Here is a 25,913-nt window from a genome sequence, read left to right as displayed (position 1 = left end):
GCGGATGCGGAGCGCGCGGCGCGGGCGCGGAGCGCGCGCTCAGCGCGCGGCGTGCTCGCCGGCGCGGATGCTCGTGGCACGCGGCACGAGGCGGCTCGGCCGCGCGCGGCGGTCGAACGCCGGGCGGCCGGCGAGCTGGTCGAGCAGCAGCCGCGTCGACCGCCGCCCCTGCTCCTCCGGGTACCGGTCGAGCGCGGTGATCGGGCGGGTTCCGAGGCGGCAGAGCAGGGAGTCGTCCCAGCTGACGATGGCGACATCCTCACGGCCGGCGTGGTTGAGCGCCGTCTGTGCGCCCAGGGCGAGCAGGTCGTTCGAGGTCAGCACCGCGGTGATGGATGTGTCGGTCGCCAGCAGCTCGGCGGCGACCCGCTCCCCCGACTCCATCGAGTAGTCGGAGACCGCGAACGAGAACTCTATGCCGAACTCCTGCCCGTGCGCGGCGACGGCGTCGCGCCGGTCCTGCTCGTGCTCGAACTCGGCGGGTCCCGCGATGTGCAGCGCGCGCCGGTGGCCGAGGGAGGCCAGGTGCTCGACGAGCAGTCCGGCGTCGGCGCGCGCGTCGTAGAGCAGCACCTTGCCGGGCGCGACCGCCTCCCGGTTACCGTGGAGCACGAACGCGAGGCCGAGCTCCTCCAGCAGCTGCGGGCGCGGATCGTCGAAGGTGATGTCGAAGAGCATGACGCCGTCCACCCGCGCCTCCGCGCTCCAGCGACGGTAGGCGGCGACCTCCTGACCTGCGTCCGTGCCGACCATGCGCAGCAGCAGCGACTGCCCGGTCTCGGACAGCTCCGACTCGACCCCGGCGAGCAGGCTCATGTAGTACGGCTCGGCGCCGAGCAGGCTGGGATCGCGGCGGAGGACGATGCCGATCGTGTCGGACCGCGCCCGTGACAGGGCACGGGCGGACGAGCTGGGATGCCATCCCAGCTGCTCCGCCAACGCCAGCACCCGCTCGCGCGTCTCGTCGCTCACTCCGGGCAGCCCGTTGAGCGCGTACGACACGGACGCCTTGGAGAGCCCCAGCTGGTCGGCCAGCCCCGCGATGGTCACGCGCCCCGCTCCGTTGCTCACGGCCGCCTCCCTTCATGGTGCGCGGCCAACAATACTTGTTCGCGCGTTTCGCGCACCCGTCGCATCGTGCGAGAGCGCTCAGGCGGCGAGGGGATGCGTTCCCAGGCACGACACGCGAGACTCGGCACGGATGCTGCAGCAGCGGCCGCCGTCAGGTCGCCGCACGACCCCGCGCCAGCACCGCGGCGTGAAGGGCCGCGACGGTCTCGCCGTCGTCCAGATCCATCCCGAGCAGCTCCTCGATCAGGGCGATCCGCTGGTAGAAGACCGACCGGGACAGGTGGCTCGCGGCAGCCGCACGCGTGCGGTTTCCGGGGTGGCTGAGGTAGGCGCGTAGCACCTCGACGAGGTCTCCGCCGGTCGCCAGGTCGTACTCGATCAGCGGCCGCAGCAGCTGCTCGGTGTGCTCCAGCAGCCGCGGATCGCTGCCGAGCGCGTTGACGAGCCGCAGCAGTGGCCGATGCTGCACGCGCTGGATGTGCGGCTTCCGCCCGAGACGCGCGTCGGCCCGCGCGGCGGAGCCGGCCGCCAGTTCGACCGCCTCCTCCAGCGACGACAACAGCCCGGTGATCCCGCGCGCGTCCGACCCGACGGCGACGACAGCAGCCGGGTCGTCGAGCCGCACAGACCCGACGGCGTCCGCGATCGCTCCGAACAGCCCATCCGTGAGCTGGCGCCCCGGCCGCGCGGACACAGCGACGACGAGCGTTCCCGGCTGCTCGGGATGCCGCCCGGCCACCGCGTCGGCACCCGCCGTCCGCGCCGCCTCGACGGCTCGCGCTGCGGCTGACACGGGCAGCGTCCCGGAACGCAGCCGCACCGCCGCCCCGGCGACCAGCCGGCCGGAGAGCGGGAAGCCCGCCGCCTCGAACCGGGCCGTCACGCCGCCCTCCCCGGAGAACCGCCGGCCGATCAGCGCCGCGAGCAGCGCGTCGTGGCTGCGCCGCGTCCACTCGTCGTCGTCGCGGTCGGAGAGCCGGCTGAGCGCGAGCGCGACCGCGGCCTGCTCCAGCACATTGGAGCGCCCGGCGGGATGCGGCTCCCCGGGCAGCGCGACGAGGTGCCCCCAGCGCATGCCCCGCGCTTCGACCGGGACGATCGTCCACCCGCTCGCGCCCGACCGGTGGGCCGCGCGCGAACGCTGCTCCCAGTCGGCGAGCTCGTCCTCGCCTGACGTGTTCGCCCCGCCCGAGACCGGGCCGCCGCCAGCCGCTGGGCCGCCGGCCCCTACCCCGCTGGCCGTCAGCCCGCTGGCCGCGATCACCCGGTGGCCGGTGTCCTCCAGCACCACCGGCGAACCGAGCACGCGCGCCGCCTGCTCCACGATGAAGTCGGCCGGGCTCCCGCGCAGGCTGAGCCCGGTGAAGAGCGCGTGGATGTCGTCCCGCGCCCGCAACGCCACCATCTGCTCCGCGATGATGCGCGAGTGAACGGCCTCCGTGATCGCGACGAAGCGCGCCTCCCGGTGGAGGACGACGAACGGCAGCCCGGCCGCCTGGAACTCCTGGACGAGCGCGGCGGGCGCGCTCGGCATCAGGGGTCCGAGTTCCAGCACAAGGCCGGCGACGCCCGCATCCACCAGCACGCGTCCGAGCCGCCGCAGGGCCGCGGCGTCGGCCGGCCAGCCGACGCCCGTGGCGAGCAGCAGTTCGCCGCCGGAGCCCAGCCGGGCCGCCTCGGCCGTCTCGGCGACGTGCACCCAGCGCACCGGCGCATCCAGCCGATCCCGGCCGGTCAGCACCTCGGGCAGGGCGACGGCGACCGGCTCCATGCGCAGCACCTCGCGCACCGTCGGCAGCACCGACGACGACGGCACGGCCGGCTGCGCGGCGCCGCCCGAGCCGTCCGGACGAACTGTTCGGACCGCGTTCGGGTCCCGACGATCTGGCATCGCTCCTACCGCCTCTGCTCTGTGATCATTGGGAGGAAAGCTTACTGTCACCGCCGGGCAGAACGTCCGGCGAAACCGCGAGGAGGATCCCCGTGGCCCTGATCCGCCACTTCATCGCCGGCGAAGAGACCGCCGCAGACTCGACCGGCGCCCTGCGCACCGGCCCGGTGTTCAACCCGGCCACCGGCGAGCGCCAGCACGAGGTCGCCCTTGCCGACGCCGCCGAGACCGAACGGGCGATCGCCGCCGCGCGTGCCGCCTTCCCCGCCTGGCGTGCCACCAGCCTGACCAAGCGCGCCGACGTGATGTTCCGCCTCCGTCACCTGCTCACGGAGCGCCGCGACGAGCTCGCCGCCATCGTCACCAGCGAGCACGGCAAGGTGCTCTCCGACGCTGCGGGCGAGATCGGCCGGGGGCTCGAGAACGTGGAGTTCGCGAGCGGCCTGATCGACAAGCTGAAGGGCGAGTACAGCGAGCAGGTGTCCACCGGCATCGACGTGCACAGCGTCAAGCAGCCGGTCGGTGTGGTCGCCTGCATCACCCCGTTCAACTTCCCGGTCATGGTGCCGCTGTGGATGGTCGCGAGCGCCATCGCCTGCGGCAACACCGTCGTGCTGAAGCCGAGCGAGAAGGACCCGAGCGCCTCCGTGTTCCTGGCGAAGCTGTTCCGCGAGGCCGGACTGCCGGACGGCGTGCTCAACGTCGTGCACGGCGACAAGGAGGCGGTGGACACCCTCCTCGACTCCCCCGACGTCGCCGCGGTGAGCTTCGTCGGATCCACGCCGATCGCCCGCTCGATCTACCAGCGCGCGTCGGCGAACGGCAAGCGCGTCCAGGCGCTCGGCGGCGCCAAGAACCACATGGTGGTGCTGGCGGACGCCGACATCGACGCCGCCGCCGACGCCGCGGTCTCGGCCGCCTACGGCTCCGCCGGCGAGCGCTGCATGGCGGTCAGCGTGGTGGTCGCGGTCGGCGACGTCGGCGACCGGCTGGTGCCGGCCATCCAGTCGCGCCTCGGCGCCTTGCGCATCGGGCCGGGCACGGATGCGGCCAGCGAGATGGGACCGCTCATCACGCGCGAGCACCGCGACAAGGTGGCGTCGTACGTCACAGGCGCCGCGGCGGAGGGCGCGACGGTCGTGGAGGACGGCACCGCGCGCTCGTTCGACGGCGACGGCTTCTTCGTCGGCGTCAGCCTGCTCGACAACGTGAAGCCGGGCATGAAGGCGTACGACGACGAGATCTTCGGCCCGGTGCTGTCAGTGGTCCGCGTCGACACCTTCGACGAGGCGATCGAGCTCATCAACGCCAACCCGTACGGCAACGGCGTCGCGCTGTTCACCCGTGACGGCGGGGCAGCGCGCCGCTTCGAGTTCGAGGTGGAGGTCGGGATGGTCGGCATCAACGTGCCCATTCCCGTGCCGGTCGGCGCCTACTCGTTCGGCGGCTGGAAGAACTCGCTGTTCGGCGACTCGCACATCTACGGACCCGAGTCGTTCCACTTCTACACGCGCAGCAAGGTGGTCACCACGCGCTGGCCCGACCCCCTGCACTCGCGCATCGAGCTGGCTTTCCCGGGCAACGCGTGAGCGAGGAGTCGACGATGACGGACACCATCCCGACCACCGGCACCCGGTCCGGCTACCTCGACCGGCATGGCGTCGAGCATCCGTTCGGGGATGCGGCGGCCGAGCGCCAGGTGCGCAGCGACGACCGCGCGCACGTCTTCCACTCGTGGAGCGCCCAGGCGAAGATCGACCCGCTGCCGATCGCCGCGGGCGAGGGCTCCACGTTCTGGGACTACGACGGGAATGCGTACCTCGACTTCAGCTCGCAGCTGGTGAACCTGAACCTGGGGCACCAGCATCCCGACCTCGTCGCCGCCATCCAGCAGCAGGCGGGCCGCCTCGCGACGGTGCAGCCGTCCATGGCGAACGACGTGCGCGGCGAGCTCGCGCGCCGTATCGCCGAGGTGGCTCCGGGGACGCTCAACAAGGTCTTCTTCACCAACGGCGGCGCGGATGCGAACGAGTACGCGGTGCGCCTGGCGCGCGCGGTGACCGGCCGCCGCAAGGTGCTGTCGATGTACCGCTCCTATCACGGCGGCACCTCGACCGCGATCGCCCTCACCGGCGACCCGCGGCGCTGGGCGAACGAGCCGAGCGACCCGTCGGTGGCGCACTTCTTCGGCCCCTACCCGTACCGGAGCGCGTTCCACTCGACCTCGCCCGAGGAGGAGACCCAGCGCGCGCTGGAGCACCTCGAGAGTGTGATCGTGCTGGAGGGCGCCGGCACGATCGCGGCGCTCATCGCCGAGACCGTCGTCGGCACGAACGGCGTGCTGGTGCCGCCGCCCGGGTACCTCGCGGGCGTGCGGGAGCTGTGCGACCGGTACGGGATCGTGTACATCGCCGACGAGGTCATGGTCGGCTTCGGGCGGATCGGCGAGTGGTTCGCCGTGGATGCGTTCGACGTCGTTCCCGACCTGATCACCTTCGCGAAGGGGGTCAACTCCGGGTATGTGCCGCTCGGGGGCGTCGTCATCTCGGACGCCATCGCCGCGCGGTTCGACGATGTGGCGTTCCAGGGCGGCCTCACCTATTCGGGACACCCGTTGGCCTGCGCCGCCGGGGTCGCGACGTTCGACGTGTTCGAGCGGGACGGCATCCTGGAGCGGGTGCGCGACCTCGGCTCGCGTGTGGTCGAGCCGGAGCTCCGGTCGTGGCAGGAGCGGCACCCGTCGCTCGGCGAGGTGCGCGGCCGCGGCCTGTTCTGGGCGCTGGAGTTGGTGCGCGACCGCGAGACGCGGGAGCCGCTGGTGCCGTTCAACGCGGCGGGACCGGATGCGGCGCCGATGGCCGAGGTCGCGGCGGCCTGCAAGGCCGCGGGCGTCTGGCCGTTCACCCACTTCAACCGCGTCCACGTCGCGCCGCCGCTGGTCATCGGAGAAGACGAGCTGCGTCGTGGTCTCGCCGCGATCGACGCGGCGCTCGACGTCGCGGACCGCTACGCACGGGTCTGACCGGCGAGTGGATGGGCGGCACCTGGTGTCGTCCATCCACAGCCGCAGCTTGTCCACATCCTGCTTCCCGCCGGTCGGCTCACGGCGGCCGCAAGCTATCGTGGCAGCATGAGTGAACCCGGAGACGGCCGTGTCGCTGTCTACATAGACTTCGACAACATCGTCATATCCCGTTACGACCAGGTGCACGGTCGTGGCTCCTATATGCGTGATCGGCCCAAGTCGAGTTCGACCGCGCCCAAGGCGGGCTTCGCCGAGAAGCTGGCGGAAGCGCGCGTCGACCTGGGTGCGGTGATCGACTTCTCCTCGTCGTTCGGCACGCTGGTGCTGACGCGGGCGTACGCCGACTGGTCGTCCGCCGTCAACGCCGAGTACCGCGGCCAGCTCGTGGGCCGCGCGGTCGACCTCGTTCAGCTCTTCCCGGCTGCCGCCTACGCCAAGAACGGCGCCGACATCCGGCTCGCGGTCGACGCGGTCGAAGACCTCTTCCGGCTTCCCGAGCTCACGCACGTCGTCATCGTCGCGGGCGACTCGGACTACATCCCGCTGGCCCAGCGGGTGAAGCGCCTCGGGCGCTATGTGATCGGGATCGGCGTCGCCGGCTCGACCGCGAAGTCGCTCGCCGCGGCGTGCGACGAGTTCGTCAGCTACGACGACCTCCCCGGCATCGCCCGTGACGAGGCGGAGGACGCGGACGACGTCGAGGTCGCGGCCGGCACCGAGCCGGTGACCGCGGTCGCCGCGGAGCCTGCGGGTGACCAGGCCGAGACGGATGGTGCCGCTGCCGAAGCCGGGGCGGTGGATGCGTCGACCCCAGCCGCCGAGCCTGCCCAGCGGCCGAAGCGCGGCAGCCGCAAGCGCGCCGCGGCCACGACCAGCGCGGACGACGCGGACGAGGAGCAGAGCGAGGACCCGCAGCACGTGGCCACCCGCCTCCTCGCCCGCGCCATGCAGCTCGGCCACGAGAAGGACGACTCGCCGTGGCTGCACAGCTCGACGGTCAAGGGCCAGATGAAGAGGATGGACCCGTCCTTCAGCGAGAAGGCCCTCGGGTACCGCTCGTTCAGCGACTTCATCAAGTCGCGCGGCGACCTGGTCGAGCTCGACGACAGCTCGACGGCTCAGATGCTCCGCCTCGCGCCGACCCGCCCGCGCCGTGCCCGGCACAGCGGCCGCGCTGCGGACCGCGTCTCCGCCACCTGAGACACCGTCGTGCGCTTCTTGAGCCGGCGCACAGCCGACGGGAGTTGACTGCGACCATGGCGAGCCAGAAGACAGGACGACAGTGGCGAGCGACCCGCTGGGGCGGGCCGGAGACATGGGAGTTCGCGGAGGTCGAGGTTCCGGAACCTCGGCAGGGCGAGGTCACGATCGAGGTCCGCGCCGCGGGCGTCAATCCGGCGGACTACAAGCACGTGTCCGCACCCCGAGAGGGCCTCGAGCTCCCGGTCCCGATCGGCTACGAGGTGGCCGGCGTCATCGCGGCCATGGGTCCGGATACCGAGATCGCGTCCGGCGGCGGGGCCGTCGGCGACGCGGTCGTCGCGTTCCGCATCCAGGGCGGCTATGCCACCGCCGTCACCGTCCCGGCGAAGGACGTCTTCGCCAAGCCCGCTCGGCTGGCCGACGAAGAGGCCGCGAACCTGCTGCTCGTCGGCACGACGGCCGCCCAGATGCTCGACGTGACCCACGTCCGCGCGGGCGAGACCATCCTCGTGCACGGAGCATCGGGTGCGGTCGGCGTGAGCATCCTCCAGCAGGCGGCCGAGATCGGCGCCCGCGTCATCGGAACGGCGAGCGAGGCGAGTTTCGCCCGAGTCCGCCGCTTCGGCGGCCTGCCCATCGCATACGGACCGGGGCTCGCAGAGCGGGCGACCGAGGCCGCCCAGGGTCCCATCGCCGCGGCGCTCGACACGGTCGGAACCGACGAGGCGATCGACGTCTCCCTCGAACTCGTCCCCGACCGGCTGCGCATCGTCACGATCGTCGCGGCGCAGCGCGCACAACAGGAGGGCTTCCACGCCGTCTTCGGCGCGCAGCCGGAGAGCCAGGCGTTCCGCGATTCCGTGCGCGGCCCGCTCCTCGAGCTGGCCGGCAGCGGCCGCCTCCAGGTCCCGATGGCGCGGACGTATCCACTCGCCGACGCGCCGGAGGCCCTCGCGTTCCTGAAGGAGGGACACCCGGGCGGCAAGCTCGCGCTGCTGCCCTGAGTGCGCCCAGGCGGGCCGCGAGGCGAAGGAATCAGCCGGCGGGCTTGGTCGCCTTCCCGTCGAGCCACAGCGTTGCCGACTCGTCCCGGTGCACGCCGTCCGTCCCGACGAACTTCGTGTCGATCTGCGGGCCCTTGGTGATCACATGCACCATCGCCATCCCGTGTCCGCGCCCCAGCCCGTAATCGTCCTTCAGCCAGGCGAGGATCTCACCCGCCTTGGTGCCCGGGCCGAACCCGCGCTCCCCCGCCTCCGCGACCAGTTCGCGCGGCGTCTTGCCGGTCTTGTCCTCGACGGCGTCGAGGTAAGCCTGGAACGACATCCTCAGTCCCCTCTCTCGTCGCGCTCGACGATGGCTTCCGCCTCCGCTTCGGAGACGACCACCATTCCACCAGTGCGCTGGCTCGTGCGCAGGAGCACATCCATCCACTTGTCGTTGAGTCGCGGCGGCTTGGTCCCGCTGAACACGAACGCGAGCGGGATGTCCCGGCTGATCCAGAGGCTCACCCGGCCTCCGCCGAGATCCGCGGGGATCTGCCAGTTCAGCAGGAAGCTCTCGTGGCGGCGCAGCTTCGTGACGACGGCGATCTTGACGTGCGCCAGGGTGCGGTCGTCGAACTCGTACTCCTGCGGCGCGGTCCCGTAGACCAGCCTGCCCACGTCACGCCCCCTCGCGGCGCTTGCCGTTCCTCGTCCGGCTCGCCCGGTAGGTTCCCTCCGGGATCTCTTCGCGGATCTCCGCGCGCAGGTCGTCCTCGAGCATCAGCCCGGAATTGCTGTTGGCGCGCTCGCCGAGGATGGTCAGCCAGTCGCGGTTCAGCTCCGGCAGCTCCGGCCGCGCGAACACGAACTGCAGCGAGATGGAGGGGTCGAGCCAGATCGACCGCAGCACACCCTCCGCTCCGGCCGTGCGATCCGTCCAGATGAGGAGGAAGCCCTCCCGGCGCCGCAGCTTGGTCTGGACCACCGCTTGGAGGTGCGCGAGCACCCGGTCGTCGAACGTGAAGCCGTCGGCCCCGTCGTAGATCAGCGTTCCCACGCGAGTCCTTCCTGTCGGGATCACTTTCTCCAAACCACCGCGCGCCGTCAAGTCACGGTTGTGCGAATCGCCGTAAAGTCCGGTCATGGACGCACTTACGCGAACCATCAAAGCGGCCCTCCTCTACGAGGACGGCCGGACCCTCGACAGCGTCGTGGTCGTGCCCCTGATCGGCGGATGCCCTCCCGGCGAGATCCGCGTCGCCACCCTGTTCGCCGGGGCCCTCGCCTACGACGTGTACGAGCTGGCCGACGAGGAGGAGTACTCGTCGATGCCCGCCTACCCCTACCGCTCCACCGTGCCCGTCACGACCGAGGACCTCGACGACTGATCGCGCGATCCGGGTAGCGTGGACGGGGTGACCCGCTCCGACGATCCTGCGCGCCCGCGCACGGGGGCGGCCGTCGCCGCGCTCAGCCTCGGCACGCTGCTGAACCCGCTCAACTCGTCGATGATCGCCGTGGCCCTCGTGCCGCTGCAACACGACTTCGGTGTGGATGTGACGGCCGTGACCTGGGTCATCACGTCGTTCTACCTGGCGTCGGCCGCCGGCCAGCCGCTGATGGGCCGGCTCGGCGACCGCTTCGGCCCGCGCCGCCTGTTCCTGTTCGGGATGCTGGTCGTCGTCCTCGCGTGCGCGCTCACGCCGTTCGCCGGCTCCCTCGCCGCCGTCTGCGTCGGCCGAGTGGCTCTCGCGGTGGGGACGGCGACCGCGTTCCCCTCGGCGATCGCCCTGCTGCGACCGCTCGCGGCGGCCTCCGGGGTGGGGACGCCGCGACTGCTCGGCCGCATCCAGATCGCCAACACTTCCGGCGCCGCGATCGGGCCGGTGCTCGGCGGCGCATTGATCACGTTCCTCGGCTGGCAGTCGATCTTCTGGGTGAACGTGCCGCTGGCCCTGATCGCCTTCGTCGGCGTGTGGTTCTTCGCACCGGCGGACGCCGAGCGGGAGCGGGTGCCGCTGGCGCGCACCCTGGCCGAGTCCGACATCCCGGGCATCCTGCTGTTCATCGCGACCCTCACGTCGCTGCTGATCTTCCTGCTCGACCTCGAACCGCACCCGCTCTGGTGGCTGCTGCCGGCGTGCGCCGTGGCCGCCGTACTGTTCGTCTGGCGGGAGTTGCGCACGGCGCACCCGTTCCTCGACCTGCGGCTGCTGGCGGCGAACCGGCGCCTGCTGCTCGTCTACCTCAGCTTCGCGATCTTCAACGTCGTCTACTACTCCGCCTTCTTCGGCCTGCCGCAGTACCTGCAGACGCACGGCGGCTACAGCGCGGGCGTCGCCGGGCTGCTGATGTTCCCTCTCGCGGCCGTGACCATCGTCGTCACGCCGCTCGCCGCGCGCGCGATCGAGTCCGTCGGGCTGCGGCCGACGTTGATCACCGGTGCGATCGCGCTCGTGGTCGGGGCCGCCCTTCTCGCCGTCGCCGCCGCGACGACGGCGCCCTGGGTCGTGCTCGTGCTCACCGCGGCGCTCGGCATCCCCTACTGCGTCGTCAGCATCGGGATGAATCAGGCGCTCTACTCGGCGGCCCGCCCGGAGGACAGCGGCGTCGCCGCGGGCATCTTCCAGACGTCGCGCTATGTCGGGGCGATCGTCGCGACCACGGTGCTCGGACTGCTGTTCAGCGGTGGGACGACCGCGGGCAGCTGGCTGACGGCCGTCGGCGTCGCGACCGTGCTGGCGGTGGTGCACCTGGCGCTGCTGGTGTTCGTGCGGCCCGGGCGGGCGGGGCGGGCGGCCGCCGCTGCCTCCTGATCGCGCCTGCTGGCGCCTTGGCCTGTGGGTCGCAACACGCCGTTATGGGCGCGCCAGAACGGCGTGTTGCGACCCACAGGCGGTCGGCCGGTCGCCTTCGCTCAGGCGACCAGGGTGGTGCCGGGCGGCACCATGCGCTGCTGCGCGATCGACGACGCGCGGCAGAGCGGATTTCGGCAGCCCACCGCGACCGTCACCACTGCCCATGCCCCGCGTGACGTCGGCACCAGCCGCCGTTCCGCAGAGATCGGCCCTCCGCACACTTTGCACACCCGTGAGTCCGCGACCATCGTGATCATCCCCATCCGACCCGTGGCGCCCGCATCGCCTCTTCCATGGTCCGCCCGGCGGCGTGCGGAAGCAAGAGTTGCGACGAATGCCGGGCGGTCGGGATGTGCGCAATTCCGTCCCCAGCGCAGACCCTCTCCCGCTTTTCCACAGTTCCCTCGCCGACCGTCCCCCGCTGAGCCGAACGGGTAGCGTCGACTCCATGCAGATCGACGTCCCCACCACGGTCGGCCCCGGCCGCCTGACCGTCTCCGCGGCCGAACGCCCCACCGCAGTGCTCTGGTTGGGCCACGGCGCCGGCGGCGGCATCGAGGCGGCCGACCTCGCAGTGCTCGCCTCCCGGCTGCCCGAGGACGGCATCACCGTCGTGCGCTACGAGCAGCCGTGGCGCGTCGCGGGCAAGCGCGTGGCCGCCCGTCCGGCCACCCTCGACATCGCGTGGCAGGAGACGGCCCCGCGGGTCCGGGAGCTCGCCGGCGACCTCCCGCTGGTGACCGGCGGCCGCAGCGCGGGCGCGCGGGTCGCTTGCCGGACGGCGACGGCCCTCGGCGTTCGAGCTGTCGTCTGCCTTGCGTTCCCGTTGCACCCGCCGGGCAAGGCCGATCGGTCGCGGCTCGACGAACTGCTCGAGCCGGTGGTGCCTGTGCTCGTCGTCCAGGGCGGAGGCGACCCGTTCGGATCAGCGGCTCTCGTCGCCTCCGAAGTGGGCGCGGAGGCAGTCGGCGCCTCCTCGGCCGAGGCAGCCGATCGCATCCGGGTGGTGGAGATCCCGGGCGCCGATCACGGCATGAGGGTGCCGAAGGCGTCCCCGCTGGGCGCAGCCGGTGTGCGAGACCTCATCGCTTCGACCGTCGCGGAGTTCGTCCGCGCCGTCATGTGACGGAGGAGGTCAGTACTCGCCCTTGATCACGAAATAGGACCCGCGGATGGTCCCCGCGAGCCGGGACTTCTGGCGCGCGAACTTGAACGACGACAGCTCCTCCGGCACGTCCATCCCGTCGGAGAGCTTGAATCCGACCGCCCGCTTGCCGCCCTCGGCGAGCGTGTACATCACGTTGATCGACAGCCCGGACTCGTAGAAGACGTACGTCATCCGCATCCCGTCGACCTCGAAGTCCGTGGCCTCGAGCGCCGGAGAGCCGATGACGATGCCGCGCTCCTCCTTCAGGACGCGCGCGACCCGGTCCACCGCATCCTGCTCTTCCTCCGCGGTCCCGACGGTGAAGACGTGGTCGTACTTGTTGCGGTAGTACCGCGCTTCGTTCGCGCGGAGGCCGGCGAGCGCGTCCGCGACGGGCGACGATTCCAGCCCGACGGTGGAGACGTTCGCGAAGTCGACGACGTACGGCATGGGTCCTCCTGGATGTGCGGTGTCGAGCCTTACCGTAGCGTGCGTCACGCTCTGAATGCGCGCTGGCGTGTCCGCTGCCCGCACGCTCGGCGCCGCGTCAGGATCGTGGGATGTCCGAGCTGCTGATGCGCATCCACAGTCCCGAGTTCCAGGCGATGTCCGAGCGGGTGCTGGAGGTGACCGCGATCACCTCGCGGCTGAACGTCCTCCCCTTCGACGACGAGGAGGGCAAGTCCGCACTGTTCGAGCAGATCCTGGGCCGCCCGCTCCCGCCACGGGTGACCATCTACCCGCCGTTCTTCACCGACCACGGCCGCAACCTGGAGCTGGCGGAGCGGGTGTTCATCAACCAGAACTGCACGTTCCTCGACTACGCGGGCATCACCCTCGGCGAGCGCGTCATGGTCGCCCCGAAGGCGACCTTCATCACCGTCGGCCACCCCGTCGACACCGACGACCGCCGCATCTGGTTGACCGGCGGCCCCATCACGGTCGAGGAGAACCTGTGGATCGGCGCGGGAGCCACCATCCTCCCCGGCGTCACCATCGGCCGCGACTCCGTGATCGCCGCGGGCGCGACCGTCGCGGAGGACGTGCCCGCGCGGACGCTGGTCGCCGGCCCGAAGGCGGCGGTGCTGCGGAGCTGGTGAAGGGGCCGGCGGCCGCGGAAACGGAGGATTCCCGCTCCGACGCACCGCGAGCCCGCAGGAAACGGAGGACCGCTCGCTCCCGAGGTGGCGCTCTAGCCTCCGTTTCGGCTGAATCGGCGCCCCGATGCATCCCGAGTCGTCAGAAACGCACGCTCGACTTTCCCGCGCGCCGACGGCTCCACTCCCGTGGCGTCCGCGCCGCGAGAACGAGGGAACCGACGATCAGCGCCGCGCCCGCGGACATCCCGACGAAGGCGAGTTCGGCATGGTCGCGCCAGAAATGGCGGGCACGAGGCATCAGGCGGAGCGGAAGGCCTCCCGCCATGACGATGACCGTCGTCACGATGGCTGCCGCGGCGCTTAGCATGAACCACCCGATCATCGTCGGAATGCCGTCATAAGAGCCCGCCGCGATGCAGACGACCAGCCCTGCGAAGCCCATTACGGCGAGGGTCAATGCCGACTGTCCACCCGCCTCCAGGAGCCCGCGCAGTATGCCGGCCGTCACGCCGTTCTGCTGCCCGCCACGCATGCGTCCACGCTAGTGAGGCGCAGCCCCCGAGGGATCATCCCTCAGAGGGATTCTCGCCGGGGCACGAGCACACGCGTCCGCGGTCGGAGGTCAGGTCGAGCGGCATGAGATGACAGTATCGACCCGTGACCGCCGAATCGACCGCCGAGCCGCTGAAGCGACCTGCCGGCTCCGGGCGGACGACGGAGGTCCGGCTGCGGCAATCGAGTCGCGGTTCACGCGTGGCGGCCATCACCACGTTGATCGTCTTCCTGCTCGCCTGCCTGCTGGGTCTGCTCAATCTATCCCCGGATCAGTCAACGCTCGATCGGAGTCTGGCCCCGCTCATCTGGGCTGCCGTCTGCCTGCTCGCTGTCGCTGTGGTGCGGTCGCTGTTCGTCGGTGTCTACCTGTCCGACCGCCACATCCGGGTGCGGAGCTGGTTCCGCACCTACACGATCCCGCTCGATGCCGAAACCCGGTGCAGAACCGACAGGTGGAGCAGTTGGTTCGTCACCCGCGGCACCCCGTACCGGTCGGTGCAGATGCTGTTTCTGTCCTGGACGCGCGAAGGAAGACGCACCTCCCGCTCGTTTCCGGCGACGGCCGTACGCCGCTCCCGCGCTATCGCCCAGGTAGACGTCGTCAACGCGTTCATCAGCGCCACCGCAGCGGGCGCGGCGCCGGCTGTACGCGACTTCGCTCGCGGATCCGAATGGCTCCGGATCACCGCCGACTCCCGTCGACGGCTGGCTGAGCGGGACGCCGAACGGGACCGCCGCGGCACGCACGCGTGAATGGTCGCGAACCGCAGGCTGCTACTTGGTGAAGACCGCGTCGAGGACGCGCCCGTCGACGAGGTTCAATCGCACGCGCCAGCACGACCACGTATGAGCGACGACGGCGTCATCCACCAGCCGAGCATCCGTCCATGCGTCATCGGAGCCGAAACCGGTCGGAGTCGCAGTCCAGAGGACGGCCCCATCGGGCTGGACAAGAGAGACGGACTCGAACAGATTCCCATCCGGGTGTGGGTCCAGCCGGAGGGTGACTCCTCCACCGCTGTCATGGTCACTCACGGTCGTGGGCCTCCACCACATCGCCGTCCGGCCCGCGTCGGAAGCTGCGCGTCACCTCGATGCGCCCGACGATGTTGCCGTTGAGGTCCTCGAGCTGCTCGGCGGGAATCCAATACTCGAGGATGGTCTCACCACCGACCTGCTGCACCTCGAAACTGTCCAGAAAGTCCTTTCGCACGCGGAAGCGGGTGACGTGCCCGACGCCGGACGCTTTGACGTTCCAATCTCGCGCAATGCGGACCGCGTAGTCCTCGTTGAGCACCGGATAGAAGATCGGCTGGTCCGGCAACCGCGGAGGCCATCGCGTCCAGCCGGATTCCTCCACCAGCACCAGCTCTTCGGGCCCCGTCGGACGCCAAAGCGTGACGGTTTCGACGTCGGTCATGGCTCATATGCTAGACGGCCGTTCGAGCCTCGCTTCGACTATTGCGACCCGCGGTCTGCAAGGAGGTCGGCGACATCCCTCGCACACCGGCTGAGTTCTTCCCCGGGCTCGATGAGCAGCATCGACCGAGCGGACCAACGACGATGCGGTCCCTCCCGAAGGCGCACGTCGAGTGACCCCGGAGGAGACCGACCTGCTCGCGGGAACTCGATACGACGATGTCGCGCTTGTCTGGGCCCTGATCCACCTCGGAATCAGGACCAATCCGCCGCCGACTCCCGACTGGCGACCAAGCGACGACGATATTGCCGCGGCCTTCGGCAGCTTCGAAAAGCTCAGCGCCCTGGGTCTCATCAGCGTCGGACGCATGGAGTATATCGACGGAGGTCCGCCTGGCCGCCATGCGCCCGTTCGTCACGTTCCGGAAGCCCTCGAGGACGTCAGAGCACGGGTTCAGAGCGAAGTGGCGGCCTCGAAGGTAGCGACCGATTGGGAGTTCGCCTGCTGGATCGTCGCGACAGAGGCAGGGCTGGCCGTCGCGGAGGAAGCCAGCGTAGAGATTCGGCCACGGAAACGGTCACTACGGGAGATGTTTTCGAGACGCTCTCGCGCTTGGTGAATTCGGAGAATCCGCGTCGGGCTCGCCGTCATTCAGATACGCCGTCCCCTGGAACTCGCACCCGAGCGAGGCGAGGTCCGCCAGCAAGTCCGGTGGCATGACGAATGTCCCTTGAGTGCTGTCAGAGGAACCGGACCACCAGATGACCGTCTCGCACTCCGGCCTCAGCGATTGGAGCGCATTGACCCTCTGCCGAAACACGTCGACGAGCGCTCTCAGGGAGGCGACCCCTTGGTCGTCACTCACATCCAGGGTCGATGCACCCACGTCGAAGGACCACTGAGCGCGCTGATGGATCATGTACTCGGCGGCGAGCACTCGGCCAGCCACGGCCGCTCTCGTAGGATCGCCCACATCCGCGCTGCTGCTCGGCTCAAGCCCGAGCGCGGCACTGATCTCAGACACCGTTCGTTCGTGACTGTAGACCGAGAGAGTGGACCGGTTCGCGAGGATCACAGCCATCTCTCTTTCGCTCAGAACGCGGGTGATCCATCACCCGGCTACCCAAGCGAATCTAGCGTGCTGACAGGGGATTTCCGCCGCCCGCATCAGATCGGCGCGAGCTCGGTCGCCTTGCCGAGGAGCTCCAACTCGACCCCCCGCCGCACCGCTTCTGAACGCGACGACACCCCGAATTTCTGGAAGATCGCGCTGATGTGGGTCTTGACGGTGTTGGGCGAGACGTAAAGGCGCTGTGCGATCTCCGGTCGGGTCAGGTGAGTCTGCAGGTACGGAAGCACACGCTGTTCGGCTTCGGTGAGCGCCACGGAGTCGGCACGACGCTCCCGTGTCCGCGTGTGCTCGGCAAGCAGATTCCGGGCGAACGCTCTCCGTGTGTCCAAGGCGTCGCCTGGGAGGCCCGGGGGAAGGACTTCATCGATCTCATCGAGGAGGATCCGGGCCGCATCCGCATCCCCGACGGACAATTGCGCACGGACGAGGAGCAGCCGGGTCGGGATGCTGAGGAGCGGCACGGCGCTCCCGCATCGTTGGCGTTCTGACATGGCCCTCGCCAGGTACCGTCTTCCCGACAGGGTTCGGCCGGCATGGAGTTCCAGACAGGCGGCGGACGCGTGCGCGTACGCGGACATGACGTAGCCTTCGATGCCTCCCGCCCGGATGGTGTCCAAGGCTCTCTGGACGTGCGGCGCCGCCTGCTCCCACGCTCCGGCCTCGATCGCGAGGAAGGCGAGCTCGGACTCGCAGATCACGATGGAGGCGGGATTGCCGTGGACGCTGGCGATGTGGATCGCCTCACCGAGCACGATCCTGGCGCGCTCTTCATGGCCGGCATGGAGCAGGGTGCTTCCCAGTATCTGAACGGCGGGGTCTCGCCACGGACTCTCGAGCGGTTCGACCTCGGCCGCGAACTCCGCGTCCTCGAGGGCTGATTCGATGCCGTCGCGCATCATGATGGCCCGGATCATCGCCTTCGCCGAAGCGACATTGATTCCGGCGGCTGCAGCGTTGTCGGGAACCATCCCCAGCAGGGTTCCCCACTTGCGGGCGTCGTCATCCGATCCCGCGAGGACCGCGAACCAGGCGAAGACGACGACGGCTGACGGGTTCGCCAGGAGGTTGGCGTCGCCGATCTCGCGCAGCCACCGGCCGAGTGTCGCGCTCTGGCCCGCCTCGTAGGCCGGGAGACCGGCGGCGGTCACGAGGGCCGTCGCGGTAGGGAAGTCCCCCGCCGCGATGGCATGATCGATGGCCGCGGGGAGTTGCCCGCGCTCGGCGAACCACTGCGACGCTCGAGCGTGCAAGGCCGGCACCAGCGAGGCGGACTCGAGCTGCAGCTCATCCGACAGGTACTCCCTGAACAGGGGATGCAGGCGGAACGCGCGGCCGTCCACGTCCGCGGTGACGAAAAGCTGGCGCGCTTCCAGGTCCCGAAGGATCCGGATCGAATCGTCACGTTCCAGTACGGCATCGCACAGGTCCGGGATGTGGGTGCTGAGGATCGAGGTGCGGAGCAGAAACTGGCGGGTGTCCTCCGGGAGGTCGCGCACGCATTCTCGATAGAGGTAGTCGGCGAGCGCGCTGTGGTCGCTCGTGACGGCGAACGGCCGGCTTCTGGAGAGCAGTGCGTACATGTGCAGCCCGGCCGCCCAGCCCTCGCACCGCTCCACCCAGTCCTCAAGGATGCTCTGGTCCACGTGAGCGCCCGCTTCGTCGGCGATCCGCGCCGCCCCGTCGAGGTCGATCCGCAGCTCGGCCGCCCCGACCCTGGCTGCCGACATCTCGACGCGACCTCGGGCCAAGGCCGCCAGATGCTGCCGGCTCGCCAGCACCACCTGCGATCCCGCCGGCACCCGAGCCAGAGCCACCTCCAAGGCGTCGATGCACCCGATCGTTCTCAGCACGTGGACGTCGTCGATGAACAGGACGAACGGGCGTTCGCACCGAGAGAGCGCGAGCGCCAGCGCAGGAGCGAGCCTGCTCAGCACTCCCGTCTGGGTGGTCGCGATCTGCGTGAAGACCGACTCGGCCTCCGAAGCGAACGCTGTGCACACGCGGGCCAGGAGGCGGATCAGCGCCGCCGGATCGTCATCGTCTTCGCGGAGCGTGAGCCAACCGGTCGCCCGATCTTCGTCGTGTTCCCATTCGGCGAGGAGCGACGTCTTCCCGTAGCCCGCGGGCGCCTCGACCGTGACGATCCGGGAGGTACTGGCGCGCAGCGATTGGATGAGGTCCTGCCGGCGAACATAGGCCGGGTCGAAGAGCGGAGCGGTGGTCTTGCTCTCGAAGAGCAGAGTTTCCAGATCGTCGTTCGCCGAACCCATCCGATATCCCATCGCCGCACGGGCTGGAAGGCTCGTGCGAGCCACCAGGACATAACCGCATCACCTGCATTTATACCGGGGCGGCCCGCCGCCATGGAGAAAGTGGTTCGTCACGCACAGTGAAGCGGGAGTCCACGCGTCAGACGCCTCACTCGGCGGACCAGAGCTCCTCGGCTTCGATCACCAGATCGATCGTCTGACGCAGGAGATCTCCCAGCGATGTCGATCTCAGCAGCGTGTACCTGTCGTACTCGCCCAGTGGGGCGATCGCCGCCAGTTGCCACGCGGCCTCGACGGGGTCGTTCGACAGCTCGATATCGGCATCCGACTGCGGCTCCGCGACGCGGGCGACCACGCGGCGGACAACCGATTCCGCCTCGGCCCGTAGAGGATCGAGTGCCTCGGACCACTCCAGATCCGGCAGCATCGAGAGCTCAGCCCGGGGATACGGGTCGTCGTCGAGCCATCGCTCGACCGTGAACCGCCGGGTCCCCACGCCGACGATGAGCAGGTCGTCGGCGCCCACGGCGGCGCTCACAAGACGCGCCATCGTCCCGACCGAGGCGCGCTGGTCGCCGCCCCCGGCTTCGAATCCGCGCTCGATGAGCACGACGCCGAACTCGAAACCCGGTTCCACCTCGTCGAGCAAACGTCCGACCAGCGTGAGATACCGCGGCTCGAACACCCGCAACGGGATGGGCACGGAGGGAAACAGCACTGATCCGAGCGGGAACATCGGTGAGGCGGCCATGCTCCAGTGAAGCACCGCGGACGTAGAGTGAACAGGTGCCCCGACCGCGCCCCGAGATCCCCGGACCGGGGCAGGAGTCTGTGTGGGACTACCCGAGGCCGCCGCGCATCGAGAGCGTCGCCGTGCCTGTCACGATCCGTCTGGGCGGGCAGCTCATCGTCGAAACCCGGGACGTCGTCCGAGTGCTCGAGACAAGCCATCCGCCGGTCTACTACCTCCCGATAGCGGACTTCGCGACCGGCGCCCTGGTCGACGCCGACGGCTCGTCGTTCTGCGAGTTCAAAGGCACCGCACGCTATTTCGACGTGCGCGGCGGAGGCGAGATTCGGCCCGCGTGCGCGTGGAACTACCCGCATCCGTCGCCGGGGTTCGAGCCGCTCCGCGACCGCGTCGCCGTCTACGCCCAGCAGATGGACCAGTGCACGGTCGACGGCGAGGTCGTCACGCCGCAGCCCGGAGACTTCTACGGCGGCTGGATCACGAGAGCAGTGGTCGGGCCCTTCAAGGGGTCGCCCGGGTCACAACGGTGGTGAATGCTCTTGTCGTGCCCGCGCGGGCACATCACGGTCATCGCATCGGATAGGCGGCGAGCTCCTTCTCCCACTCTGTGGCGGCCGTCGCGAGCTCTTGCGGCGTCAATCTCAGGATGACCTGATCGGGCGCCGCTGAATCGTCTCGTGGGGCTGACTCGTGCGAGAACGTGACGCGCACGGTGACGCACTCTGCGGTCTTGTCGCTCAGACCGAAGACCAGATTCGGCTCCAGGAACCAGAGATCCTCCGGCGAGCCCCCTCTGGCCGCATCACGCAGCCAACGCCCGAGTTCTTGCGCCTCGACCGTCAACAGACAAGGGTCGTCGAATGACCAGCCGACGCCATCAATGTCGATGACACCATGAATCTCCAACCAATTGGCATCGTGGTCGAACGACCGCGAGCGGGACGACGCATCGGGGAACTGATAACCGTTGATGGTCAACTCGAGAGTCGACCCATGTGAGCGCAGCCTCATGGTCTGACAAGACTAGCCACGGCGCATGAACCGAAAAGAACCTCAGGTCTACACGCTGAAGCGGAACTCGACCACGTCGCCGTCCTGCATGACGTAGTCCTTGCCCTCCATGCGCGCCTTGCCGCGCGAGCGGGCCTCGGCAACGCTACCGGCCTCCATCAGGTCGTCGAAGGAGATGACCTCCGCCTTGATGAAGCCCTTCTCGAAGTCGGTGTGGATGACGCCGGCCGCCTGCGGGGCCTTCGCACCCTTGGGGATGGTCCAGGCGCGCGATTCCTTCGGGCTGGCCGTCAGGTAGGGCTGCAGGCCGAGGGTGTCGAATCCAATGCGGGCGAGCTGGTCGAGGCCGGACTCCTCCTGGCCCGTCGACGCGAGCAGTTCGGCGGCGTCCGTGAGCAGGATTGGCATAATCGGCGGCATCCTTACTTTCATTGGGGGACGCACTGGATCGTGCGAACGACGCGCCCGGTTGCAGTGCGCACTGCTGACCGAGCGGACCAAAAGTAGACTAGGCGCGTGGCGTTCTGCTCAGAAGCCTCCTCGCGTTGTCCCACACTGCCTTTCCCGAGCTCGGATGGGGCCATTTGCGAAACGCGTTCATGTGGATGGGAGAATTATGCAGGTCGGACCAATCCTGTGGCGCTACTGCCATATTTTGAGGCACGATGGCGTGGATTATGGTCAGTATTTGGACCAGCTGACCTACCTGCTTTTTCTCAAGATGTGGGACAGTGACGAGAGTGCCACCGACTCATCCTGGGCAACGCTCGAGCGGGCCATTCCTTCAGAGATCCTCACCACCTATGAGCGCGAACTCGCGAGACTCGCCAACCGAGACGATCTCGTCGGGGCAATCTTCGCCGGCGCTCGCTCAGAATTTACTTCGGGTGACGCGCTTGCTCGACTGATCAAATTGATCGACGAATTGCGGTGGAACGACCTTGATCGCGATGTTCAGGCAGATGCGTTTGAGTATCTGCTAGAGCAAGCCGCCGCAGAAGGTAAGAAGGGCGCCGGCCAATATTTCACTCCTCGCTCTCTCATGCGCTCCATAGTTGCTTGCGTAAAGCCCGGCGCAGTCAGCACGGATGTAATCATCGGAGATCCAGCCGCTGGTACGGGCGGCTTCTTGATAACCGCCAACGAGTGGGCCACAGACAACATCCCGCAGCGGCGCGCTCTGCGCTATTGGGGCCGTGAACTGGTTCAGCGTCCACGACGACTGGCTCTGATGAACGCAATGCTCCACGGGCTCGACGGCGCAACGATTGAACTGGGAGATGCTCTCGCTGCCGAGACATCGGCTGTGTCTGCGGACGTAATCCTCGCTAATCCACCTTTCGGCAGTCAGGGCAGCCAGATTCCCCCGAGGGGCGACTTCTGGTTCCGAACCAGTAACAAGCAAGCCAACTTCATCCAACAAATCGCATTGTCACTGTCCGAGGTTGGACGCGCAGCAGTTGTGGTTCCTGACAACTGCCTCTTCGGTGATGTTGCGCGAGGCTTGATGCCAGAGTTGGTGCAGCGCGTTGACTTGCACACTGTACTGAGGCTTCCAGATGGAACCTTCTCTCCGTATACTTCGGGAACTCGCACCAACGTACTTTTTTTCACGAATGCGCGCCCCACGACTTCCACATGGATATACGACGCTCGCACGCGCGAACATGCCGGGCGCCGGCCCCTCGAAAAGGGTGAACTTGACGAGTTCGTGAAGTGCTTTGGCACCGATCCGCTCTCGGTTTCCCACCGAACAGAAAGCGACTCGGCGGCGGGTAGATGGAAGCGGTTCGACCTGAGTGAGTTGCGCGATTGCGCCTACGAAATCGATCGCCTGCCTTGGAGGATGGCCACCCCGCCTAGGCACCAAGCCAACCACCTAAAGCCACTTTTGGAAGCACGCGCTGAGATGGAGTCAGCCCTAAGACAAATAGACGCTTTAGTCCAGCAGCTCGAGGCATCTTGATGACAGGCTTCGCCACGCTCGACCAACTGGCGGAAATCAGTGGGGGATGGACTACGGCCGCGGCCGATACAGGGAGCGTCCGGCTGCTTCGCACAACGGATATCGCTGGCGGCAGCGTCGATTGGGCTGCCGTTCCATATTGCAAAACCCCTCCGCGTGGCGGGGGCCGAATGCTGCTCAAGCACGGTGATCTTGTCATCGCGCGTACCGGGGTGGGTTCAGTTGGCAATGTCGCCATCGTCTTAGACCCGCCCGCCGCCGTACATGCCTCGTATCTAATCCGCCTTCGGGTCAACCAGGCGATCTCCCCACATTTCCTCCTCTGGTACCTGCGTACATCCGAAGGGCGTGCGCAGCTTATGGACCGCTCGGTCGGAAGCGTGATTCCCAACTTGAGCGCGAAGCGCTTGGGCGGCGTCCGAGTGCCCGAAAGAGAGTTGGCGGACCAACTCGAAATTGCGGACGCAATCGAGACGTCGGCACACTCGTATGAACTTGCGGCCCAAGCTCTCAAGCGCGCAAGAAGTCACGTCGACGGCATTAGAAAGAACTCTTGGCAAGTTGCGATTGAGGCAAACAAAATTGATCCCAACTCATGGCCAACCGCACCTTTGGAAGAAGTCGCTACGTTCCGCGATCGCGATCGCGTCCCACTCAATCGTTCACAAAGAGGGCTTCAGCCGGGGCATACGCCGTATTACGGTGCCTCGGGCGTCATAGATCGCATATCGGGTCATACACACGCTGGTGAATTCCTGTTGGTGAGCGAGGACGGCCAAAATTTGGAATCGCGTAAACAGGACATCGCCTTTGCGGTTGACGGCGAATTCTGGGCGAATAACCACATTCATGTACTTGAGCTTCGCGAAGGTTTGATCCCTAGCTTTATCGCAGCGTACCTAAACGGGACGCGGCTGGTCGAGTACCTGACAGGAACCGCGCAGCCGAAACTTCCGCTGAACAGACTTCGCCGCATCCCCGTACCTTTGCCGTCCATTGAGACACAGCGAGCGATCGCTTCATCAGTCAACACGCTGCGAGCGAACACGACCCAGTGGTCATCCAGCCTGCAGGATATGGAGTCAGCGATGAGCGCTGCGTGGCAAGCGTACCTAGACCGCGTCTACGGGCAGCAAGTTGCAGACGAGTCGGAAAAGATGGCCGGGCCGGCCCCCGCCGAGAGACTTACAGGTGAACTACGGCGGGAGACGGTGGTGTACAAGACAATCGAAGAGGCGCTGCGGGCCAATCCAGAAGGATTAACTCCGGAACATCTCTATGACGACGTGGAGTTACCGGGCGCAGACGACGAAGAACGCGTCGATAGGTTCTACGAGAGTCTTCGGAGCCTGCTCGCGGACGGCAAGGTAATTGAACAACGCGAGGAAGACCGCATCATGTTGAGGCTGTCATGAGACTGAGGCGCGTCTCGATCACACGCTTCAAGAACCTTCATGAGTTCACGGCGGACTTCAGTTCGGATTCGCCCGTTTCGGTGATCGTTGGAAGAAACGGGACGGGAAAATCAAACCTACTTGAAGCGCTGACAATCATTTTCCGAGACCTGGATCTCGGCATCATCCCGAATCTGGACTTCACTCTTGAGTACGAGTGTCGGGGCCGAGAGATTCGCCTTTCGGCGTCAACGCGGCCGAAGCGCCTCGACGTCAAAGTGGACGGCGTGAAGCGGCCTCGCTCGTGGCTGAGTGGAGCGAACAGCGGGGAACGTCTTCTCCCCGACTTCGTGTTTGGGTATTATTCAGGCCCATCGAATCGACTTGCTTCTCATTATCTACAACATCAGGAAGCTTTCAGCCGGGCGCTTCGCGAGGGCAACGATATTCCACTGCGCCGCCTCTTCTATGCACAACCCATTCATAGCCAGTTCGTACTGCTCGCCTTCTTTCTCTCGGCAGAACCGGATGTCGTCCTCAAGGACTTCCTGCGCATCGGCGATTTCGATTCGGCCCTGTTCGTACTCAAGGAACCATATTGGGCCCAACGACGGGCTGTATCGAACGCCGGCAACGCCCGTTTCTGGGGCGCAAGAGGTACCGTATCCGGCTTGCTCGACGCCCTATGGGAACTTGCCCTTGCCCCTATGCGCACACTCGCTGAGCCCTCTCGACCAACATCGCGCCGAGAGAGACGATCCGAATTGCTGTACCTCTACCTGAAGGAGAAGTCAGACCTCGTGCGGCTCGCCAGAGAGCGATATGGCGGCAGTCCACAGGAACTTTTCAAGGCTTTCGAAAGCATACTTTCTGCCGATCTTCTCGACGAGGTGCGAGTTCGCGTGCGAATGCTGGATAACCAAGGTTCCCTCGTGTTTCGAGAGCTTAGCGAAGGCGAACAACAGTTGTTGATGGTTCTTGGCCTACTGCGGTTTACTACTGAGGATGAGTCACTTTTCCTGCTCGACGAGCCCGACACTCACTTAAATCCAGCGTGGAGCCTCGAATACGTGAAGATGCTGGAAGAAGGCGCAGGTGCATCGAGTTCCTCGAGCCAACTGCTGATGGCTACGCACGACCCTCTCGTAATTTCTGGTCTGCTAAAAGAGCAGGTCATCTTGCTCGAACGTAGAAATGGTGCGACACGCGCCCGGCATCCGCGCGATGATCCGCAGGGTCAGGGAGTAGCGGGCCTGCTCACCAGTGAGATTTACGGGCTTGCATCCGACCTCGATCCGACCACCCTTGAGAAACTCGAACGGCATCGCCTGCTCGCCGCGCGAGAGAACCTCTCAAGCGATGAAGAGTCCGAGCTTGGAACTCTCGCCGAGCAATTGGGCGATCTCGGCTTCACGTTCACCACGCGCGACCCCCTCTACACGACGTTCGAAAAGGCAATGTTGGCGCGGCCAGAGAAGCTTGAGCCTACCCTTTCCGCCGAGGAGCAAGAGAAGAAGGCAATGCGCGCGAGAGTGATCCTCGATGAAATCTTCGAGGGAGACCCTGGTTGAGGTACATCGACAATGATCGACTCGAGACGCCCGAGGGATGGTGTGATGATGCCGCTGTAAAGTCCGCGGCGATACGGGCGGCGGCGATAGAGGGGAACCGAGAAGAACTTACTGCACAATTGAGATCTGCTGCCGGCCTGTGGTCGAGACTCAAGCGGCCTCTTTCTGGATTGTCGCACCACAAGTGTTGGTACTGCGAAACCCGTGAAATTCGATCGGACTATGAGGTCGACCATTTTCGCCCCAAAGCGAAGGTGAGCGAGTGTCCGCGGCACTCGGGGTATTGGTGGCTCGCTCTTGATCCGTCGAACATGCGACTTTCTTGCCGTTTCTGCAATCAGCGGAGAGTGGGAGTAGAAACCAGCGGTGGAAAGGCAGATCACTTTCCAGTGCGCGACGAATCTTGCCGCGCACTTGGGCCCTCCGATGACCTCGACGCAGAGCAGCATGTGTTGCTGGACCCGACTAGAGCACTGGACGCGTCATTGCTCACGTTTGGTCTCGACGGAAAAGCGTCAGCCAACCCAGACCGGTGCCCGCCTGGGTCTTTTGACCTGTTGCG

General features: G+C 67.4%; 25 protein-coding genes and 1 pseudogene. 13 read left to right on the top strand and 13 right to left on the bottom strand.

The genetic code is table 11. The features are described 5' to 3' along the window. Window positions 1–39 precede the first annotated feature (39 nt). Together H284_RS0117620 and H284_RS0117615 are read right to left on the bottom strand one after the other, a co-directional pair. The gene (locus tag H284_RS0117620; protein WP_020077267.1) at window positions 40–1,071 is read right to left on the bottom strand and encodes a LacI family DNA-binding transcriptional regulator; all 1,032 of its coding nucleotides are present in this window, start codon (window positions 1,069–1,071) and stop codon (window positions 40–42) included. Window positions 1,072–1,222: 151 nt separating this feature from the next. Continuing rightward, window positions 1,223–2,962: a PucR family transcriptional regulator gene (locus H284_RS0117615; protein WP_020077266.1), complete on the bottom strand. Its 1,740-nt coding sequence runs from the start codon at window positions 2,960–2,962 to the stop codon at window positions 1,223–1,225. 92 nt (window positions 2,963–3,054) lie between these two features. On the opposite strand from H284_RS0117615, the gene H284_RS0117610 reads away from it, so the two are divergent. The 4 genes from H284_RS0117610 (at window position 3,055) to H284_RS0117595 (ending at window position 8,194) form a co-directional block, all read left to right on the top strand. Then, the gene (locus H284_RS0117610) at window positions 3,055–4,551 is read left to right on the top strand and encodes a CoA-acylating methylmalonate-semialdehyde dehydrogenase (RefSeq protein ID WP_020077265.1); all 1,497 of its coding nucleotides are present in this window, start codon (window positions 3,055–3,057) and stop codon (window positions 4,549–4,551) included. Window positions 4,552–4,565: 14 nt separating this feature from the next. Then, window positions 4,566–5,984, top strand: a complete 1,419-nt coding sequence (locus H284_RS0117605) for an aspartate aminotransferase family protein (RefSeq protein WP_231371270.1) — start codon at window positions 4,566–4,568, stop codon at window positions 5,982–5,984. A 108-nt stretch (window positions 5,985–6,092) separates the two neighbouring features. After that, window positions 6,093–7,187 carry an NYN domain-containing protein gene (locus H284_RS0117600; protein ID WP_081630429.1) on the top strand — a complete coding sequence of 365 codons (1,095 nt, stop codon included), beginning with the start codon at window positions 6,093–6,095 and terminating at the stop codon, window positions 7,185–7,187. A 56-nt stretch (window positions 7,188–7,243) separates the two neighbouring features. Continuing rightward, window positions 7,244–8,194, top strand: a complete 951-nt coding sequence (locus tag H284_RS0117595; protein ID WP_020077262.1) for an NADP-dependent oxidoreductase — start codon at window positions 7,244–7,246, stop codon at window positions 8,192–8,194. A 31-nt stretch (window positions 8,195–8,225) separates the two neighbouring features. Here the strand turns inward: H284_RS0117595 and H284_RS0117590 are convergent, their stop codons facing one another. Genes H284_RS0117590 through H284_RS0117580 form a run of 3 tightly spaced genes read right to left on the bottom strand, consistent with a single transcriptional unit; the run spans window position 8,226 to window position 9,233 of the window. After that, on the bottom strand, window positions 8,226–8,516 hold the full coding sequence (locus H284_RS0117590; protein ID WP_018191525.1) for a DUF4287 domain-containing protein: 291 nt from the start codon (window positions 8,514–8,516) through the stop codon (window positions 8,226–8,228). A 2-nt stretch (window positions 8,517–8,518) separates the two neighbouring features. Then, on the bottom strand, window positions 8,519–8,854 hold the full coding sequence (locus H284_RS0117585) for a DUF7882 family protein (protein WP_020077261.1): 336 nt from the start codon (window positions 8,852–8,854) through the stop codon (window positions 8,519–8,521). A gap of 1 nt (window position 8,855) precedes the next feature. Next, window positions 8,856–9,233, bottom strand: coding sequence for a DUF7882 family protein (locus H284_RS0117580; protein ID WP_018191527.1), 378 nt, complete (start codon window positions 9,231–9,233; stop codon window positions 8,856–8,858). Window positions 9,234–9,318: 85 nt separating this feature from the next. Between H284_RS0117580 and H284_RS0117575 the strand changes: the two genes are divergently transcribed. The 3 genes from H284_RS0117575 to H284_RS0117565 all read left to right on the top strand — a co-directional run bounded on the left by H284_RS0117575 (window position 9,319) and on the right by H284_RS0117565 (window position 12,160). Further along, window positions 9,319–9,564 (top strand): hypothetical protein, encoded by a 246-nt coding sequence (locus tag H284_RS0117575; RefSeq protein WP_018191528.1) that lies wholly within the window; start codon window positions 9,319–9,321, stop codon window positions 9,562–9,564. Between the two features lie 27 nt (window positions 9,565–9,591). After that, window positions 9,592–10,992: an MFS transporter gene (locus H284_RS0117570; protein ID WP_039731523.1), complete on the top strand. Its 1,401-nt coding sequence runs from the start codon at window positions 9,592–9,594 to the stop codon at window positions 10,990–10,992. 490 nt (window positions 10,993–11,482) lie between these two features. Beyond that, entirely contained in the window at window positions 11,483–12,160 is a 678-nt protein-coding gene (locus tag H284_RS0117565; protein WP_020077259.1) for an alpha/beta hydrolase family protein, read from the top strand. A gap of 9 nt (window positions 12,161–12,169) precedes the next feature. Here the strand turns inward: H284_RS0117565 and H284_RS0117560 are convergent, their stop codons facing one another. Then, window positions 12,170–12,631 (bottom strand): DUF8821 family protein, encoded by a 462-nt coding sequence (locus H284_RS0117560; protein WP_020077258.1) that lies wholly within the window; start codon window positions 12,629–12,631, stop codon window positions 12,170–12,172. Window positions 12,632–12,741: 110 nt separating this feature from the next. Between H284_RS0117560 and H284_RS0117555 the strand changes: the two genes are divergently transcribed. Further along, complete coding sequence (locus H284_RS0117555; RefSeq protein WP_020077257.1) at window positions 12,742–13,281, top strand: sugar O-acetyltransferase; 540 nt, start codon at window positions 12,742–12,744, stop codon at window positions 13,279–13,281. 139 nt (window positions 13,282–13,420) lie between these two features. On the opposite strand, the gene H284_RS0117550 is transcribed toward H284_RS0117555, so the two are convergent. Further along, the gene (locus H284_RS0117550) at window positions 13,421–13,813 is read right to left on the bottom strand and encodes a hypothetical protein (RefSeq protein WP_020077256.1); all 393 of its coding nucleotides are present in this window, start codon (window positions 13,811–13,813) and stop codon (window positions 13,421–13,423) included. Between the two features lie 221 nt (window positions 13,814–14,034). Between H284_RS0117550 and H284_RS0117545 the strand changes: the two genes are divergently transcribed. Next, window positions 14,035–14,589, top strand: a complete 555-nt coding sequence (locus H284_RS0117545; protein WP_155885515.1) for a hypothetical protein — start codon at window positions 14,035–14,037, stop codon at window positions 14,587–14,589. Between the two features lie 274 nt (window positions 14,590–14,863). On the opposite strand, the gene H284_RS0117535 is transcribed toward H284_RS0117545, so the two are convergent. From H284_RS0117535 to H284_RS0117520, 4 genes are all read right to left on the bottom strand, one after another. Next, window positions 14,864–15,256 (bottom strand): hypothetical protein, encoded by a 393-nt coding sequence (locus tag H284_RS0117535; protein WP_020077253.1) that lies wholly within the window; start codon window positions 15,254–15,256, stop codon window positions 14,864–14,866. A 580-nt stretch (window positions 15,257–15,836) separates the two neighbouring features. Next, the gene (locus tag H284_RS0117530) at window positions 15,837–16,337 is read right to left on the bottom strand and encodes a DUF4279 domain-containing protein (protein WP_020077252.1); all 501 of its coding nucleotides are present in this window, start codon (window positions 16,335–16,337) and stop codon (window positions 15,837–15,839) included. An 86-nt stretch (window positions 16,338–16,423) separates the two neighbouring features. Continuing rightward, on the bottom strand, window positions 16,424–18,658 hold the full coding sequence (locus H284_RS0117525) for a winged helix-turn-helix domain-containing protein (RefSeq protein ID WP_020077251.1): 2,235 nt from the start codon (window positions 18,656–18,658) through the stop codon (window positions 16,424–16,426). A gap of 148 nt (window positions 18,659–18,806) precedes the next feature. Then, window positions 18,807–19,409, bottom strand: a complete 603-nt coding sequence (locus tag H284_RS0117520) for an LON peptidase substrate-binding domain-containing protein (protein ID WP_029043000.1) — start codon at window positions 19,407–19,409, stop codon at window positions 18,807–18,809. Between the two features lie 35 nt (window positions 19,410–19,444). Here H284_RS0117520 and H284_RS0117515 point away from each other — a divergent pair, with 35 nt between their 5' ends. Continuing rightward, window positions 19,445–19,942, top strand: a complete 498-nt coding sequence (locus H284_RS0117515; RefSeq protein ID WP_039731422.1) for a DUF427 domain-containing protein — start codon at window positions 19,445–19,447, stop codon at window positions 19,940–19,942. 34 nt (window positions 19,943–19,976) lie between these two features. Here H284_RS0117515 and H284_RS20600 read toward each other — a convergent pair whose 3' ends face one another. Together H284_RS20600 and H284_RS0117505 are read right to left on the bottom strand one after the other, a co-directional pair. Further along, entirely contained in the window at window positions 19,977–20,420 is a 444-nt protein-coding gene (locus tag H284_RS20600; RefSeq protein ID WP_020077248.1) for a WapI family immunity protein, read from the bottom strand. Window positions 20,421–20,468: 48 nt separating this feature from the next. Next, window positions 20,469–20,810: pseudogene (locus H284_RS0117505) on the bottom strand (DUF933 domain-containing protein); the annotation flags it as partial. 226 nt (window positions 20,811–21,036) lie between these two features. Between H284_RS0117505 and H284_RS20815 the strand changes: the two are divergent. The 3 genes from H284_RS20815 to H284_RS20805 are packed head-to-tail and all read left to right on the top strand — an operon-like array spanning window position 21,037 to window position 25,351. Then, window positions 21,037–22,386, top strand: coding sequence for a class I SAM-dependent DNA methyltransferase (locus H284_RS20815; RefSeq protein ID WP_196802847.1), 1,350 nt, complete (start codon window positions 21,037–21,039; stop codon window positions 22,384–22,386). Beyond that, window positions 22,386–23,801, top strand: a complete 1,416-nt coding sequence (locus tag H284_RS20810; protein WP_081630426.1) for a restriction endonuclease subunit S — start codon at window positions 22,386–22,388, stop codon at window positions 23,799–23,801. Before H284_RS20815 ends, H284_RS20810 begins: the two co-directional genes overlap by 1 nt. Then, entirely contained in the window at window positions 23,798–25,351 is a 1,554-nt protein-coding gene (locus H284_RS20805) for an AAA family ATPase (protein WP_029042998.1), read from the top strand. Before H284_RS20810 ends, H284_RS20805 begins: the two co-directional genes overlap by 4 nt. Window positions 25,352–25,913 lie beyond the last annotated feature (562 nt).

The organism is Cryocola sp. 340MFSha3.1 (assembly GCF_000383315.1).
Lineage (GTDB): Bacteria > Actinomycetota > Actinomycetes > Actinomycetales > Microbacteriaceae > Leifsonia.
The sequence above is the reverse complement of the archived record's forward strand: the minus strand, read 5'-3'. Positions and strand labels throughout refer to the sequence as shown.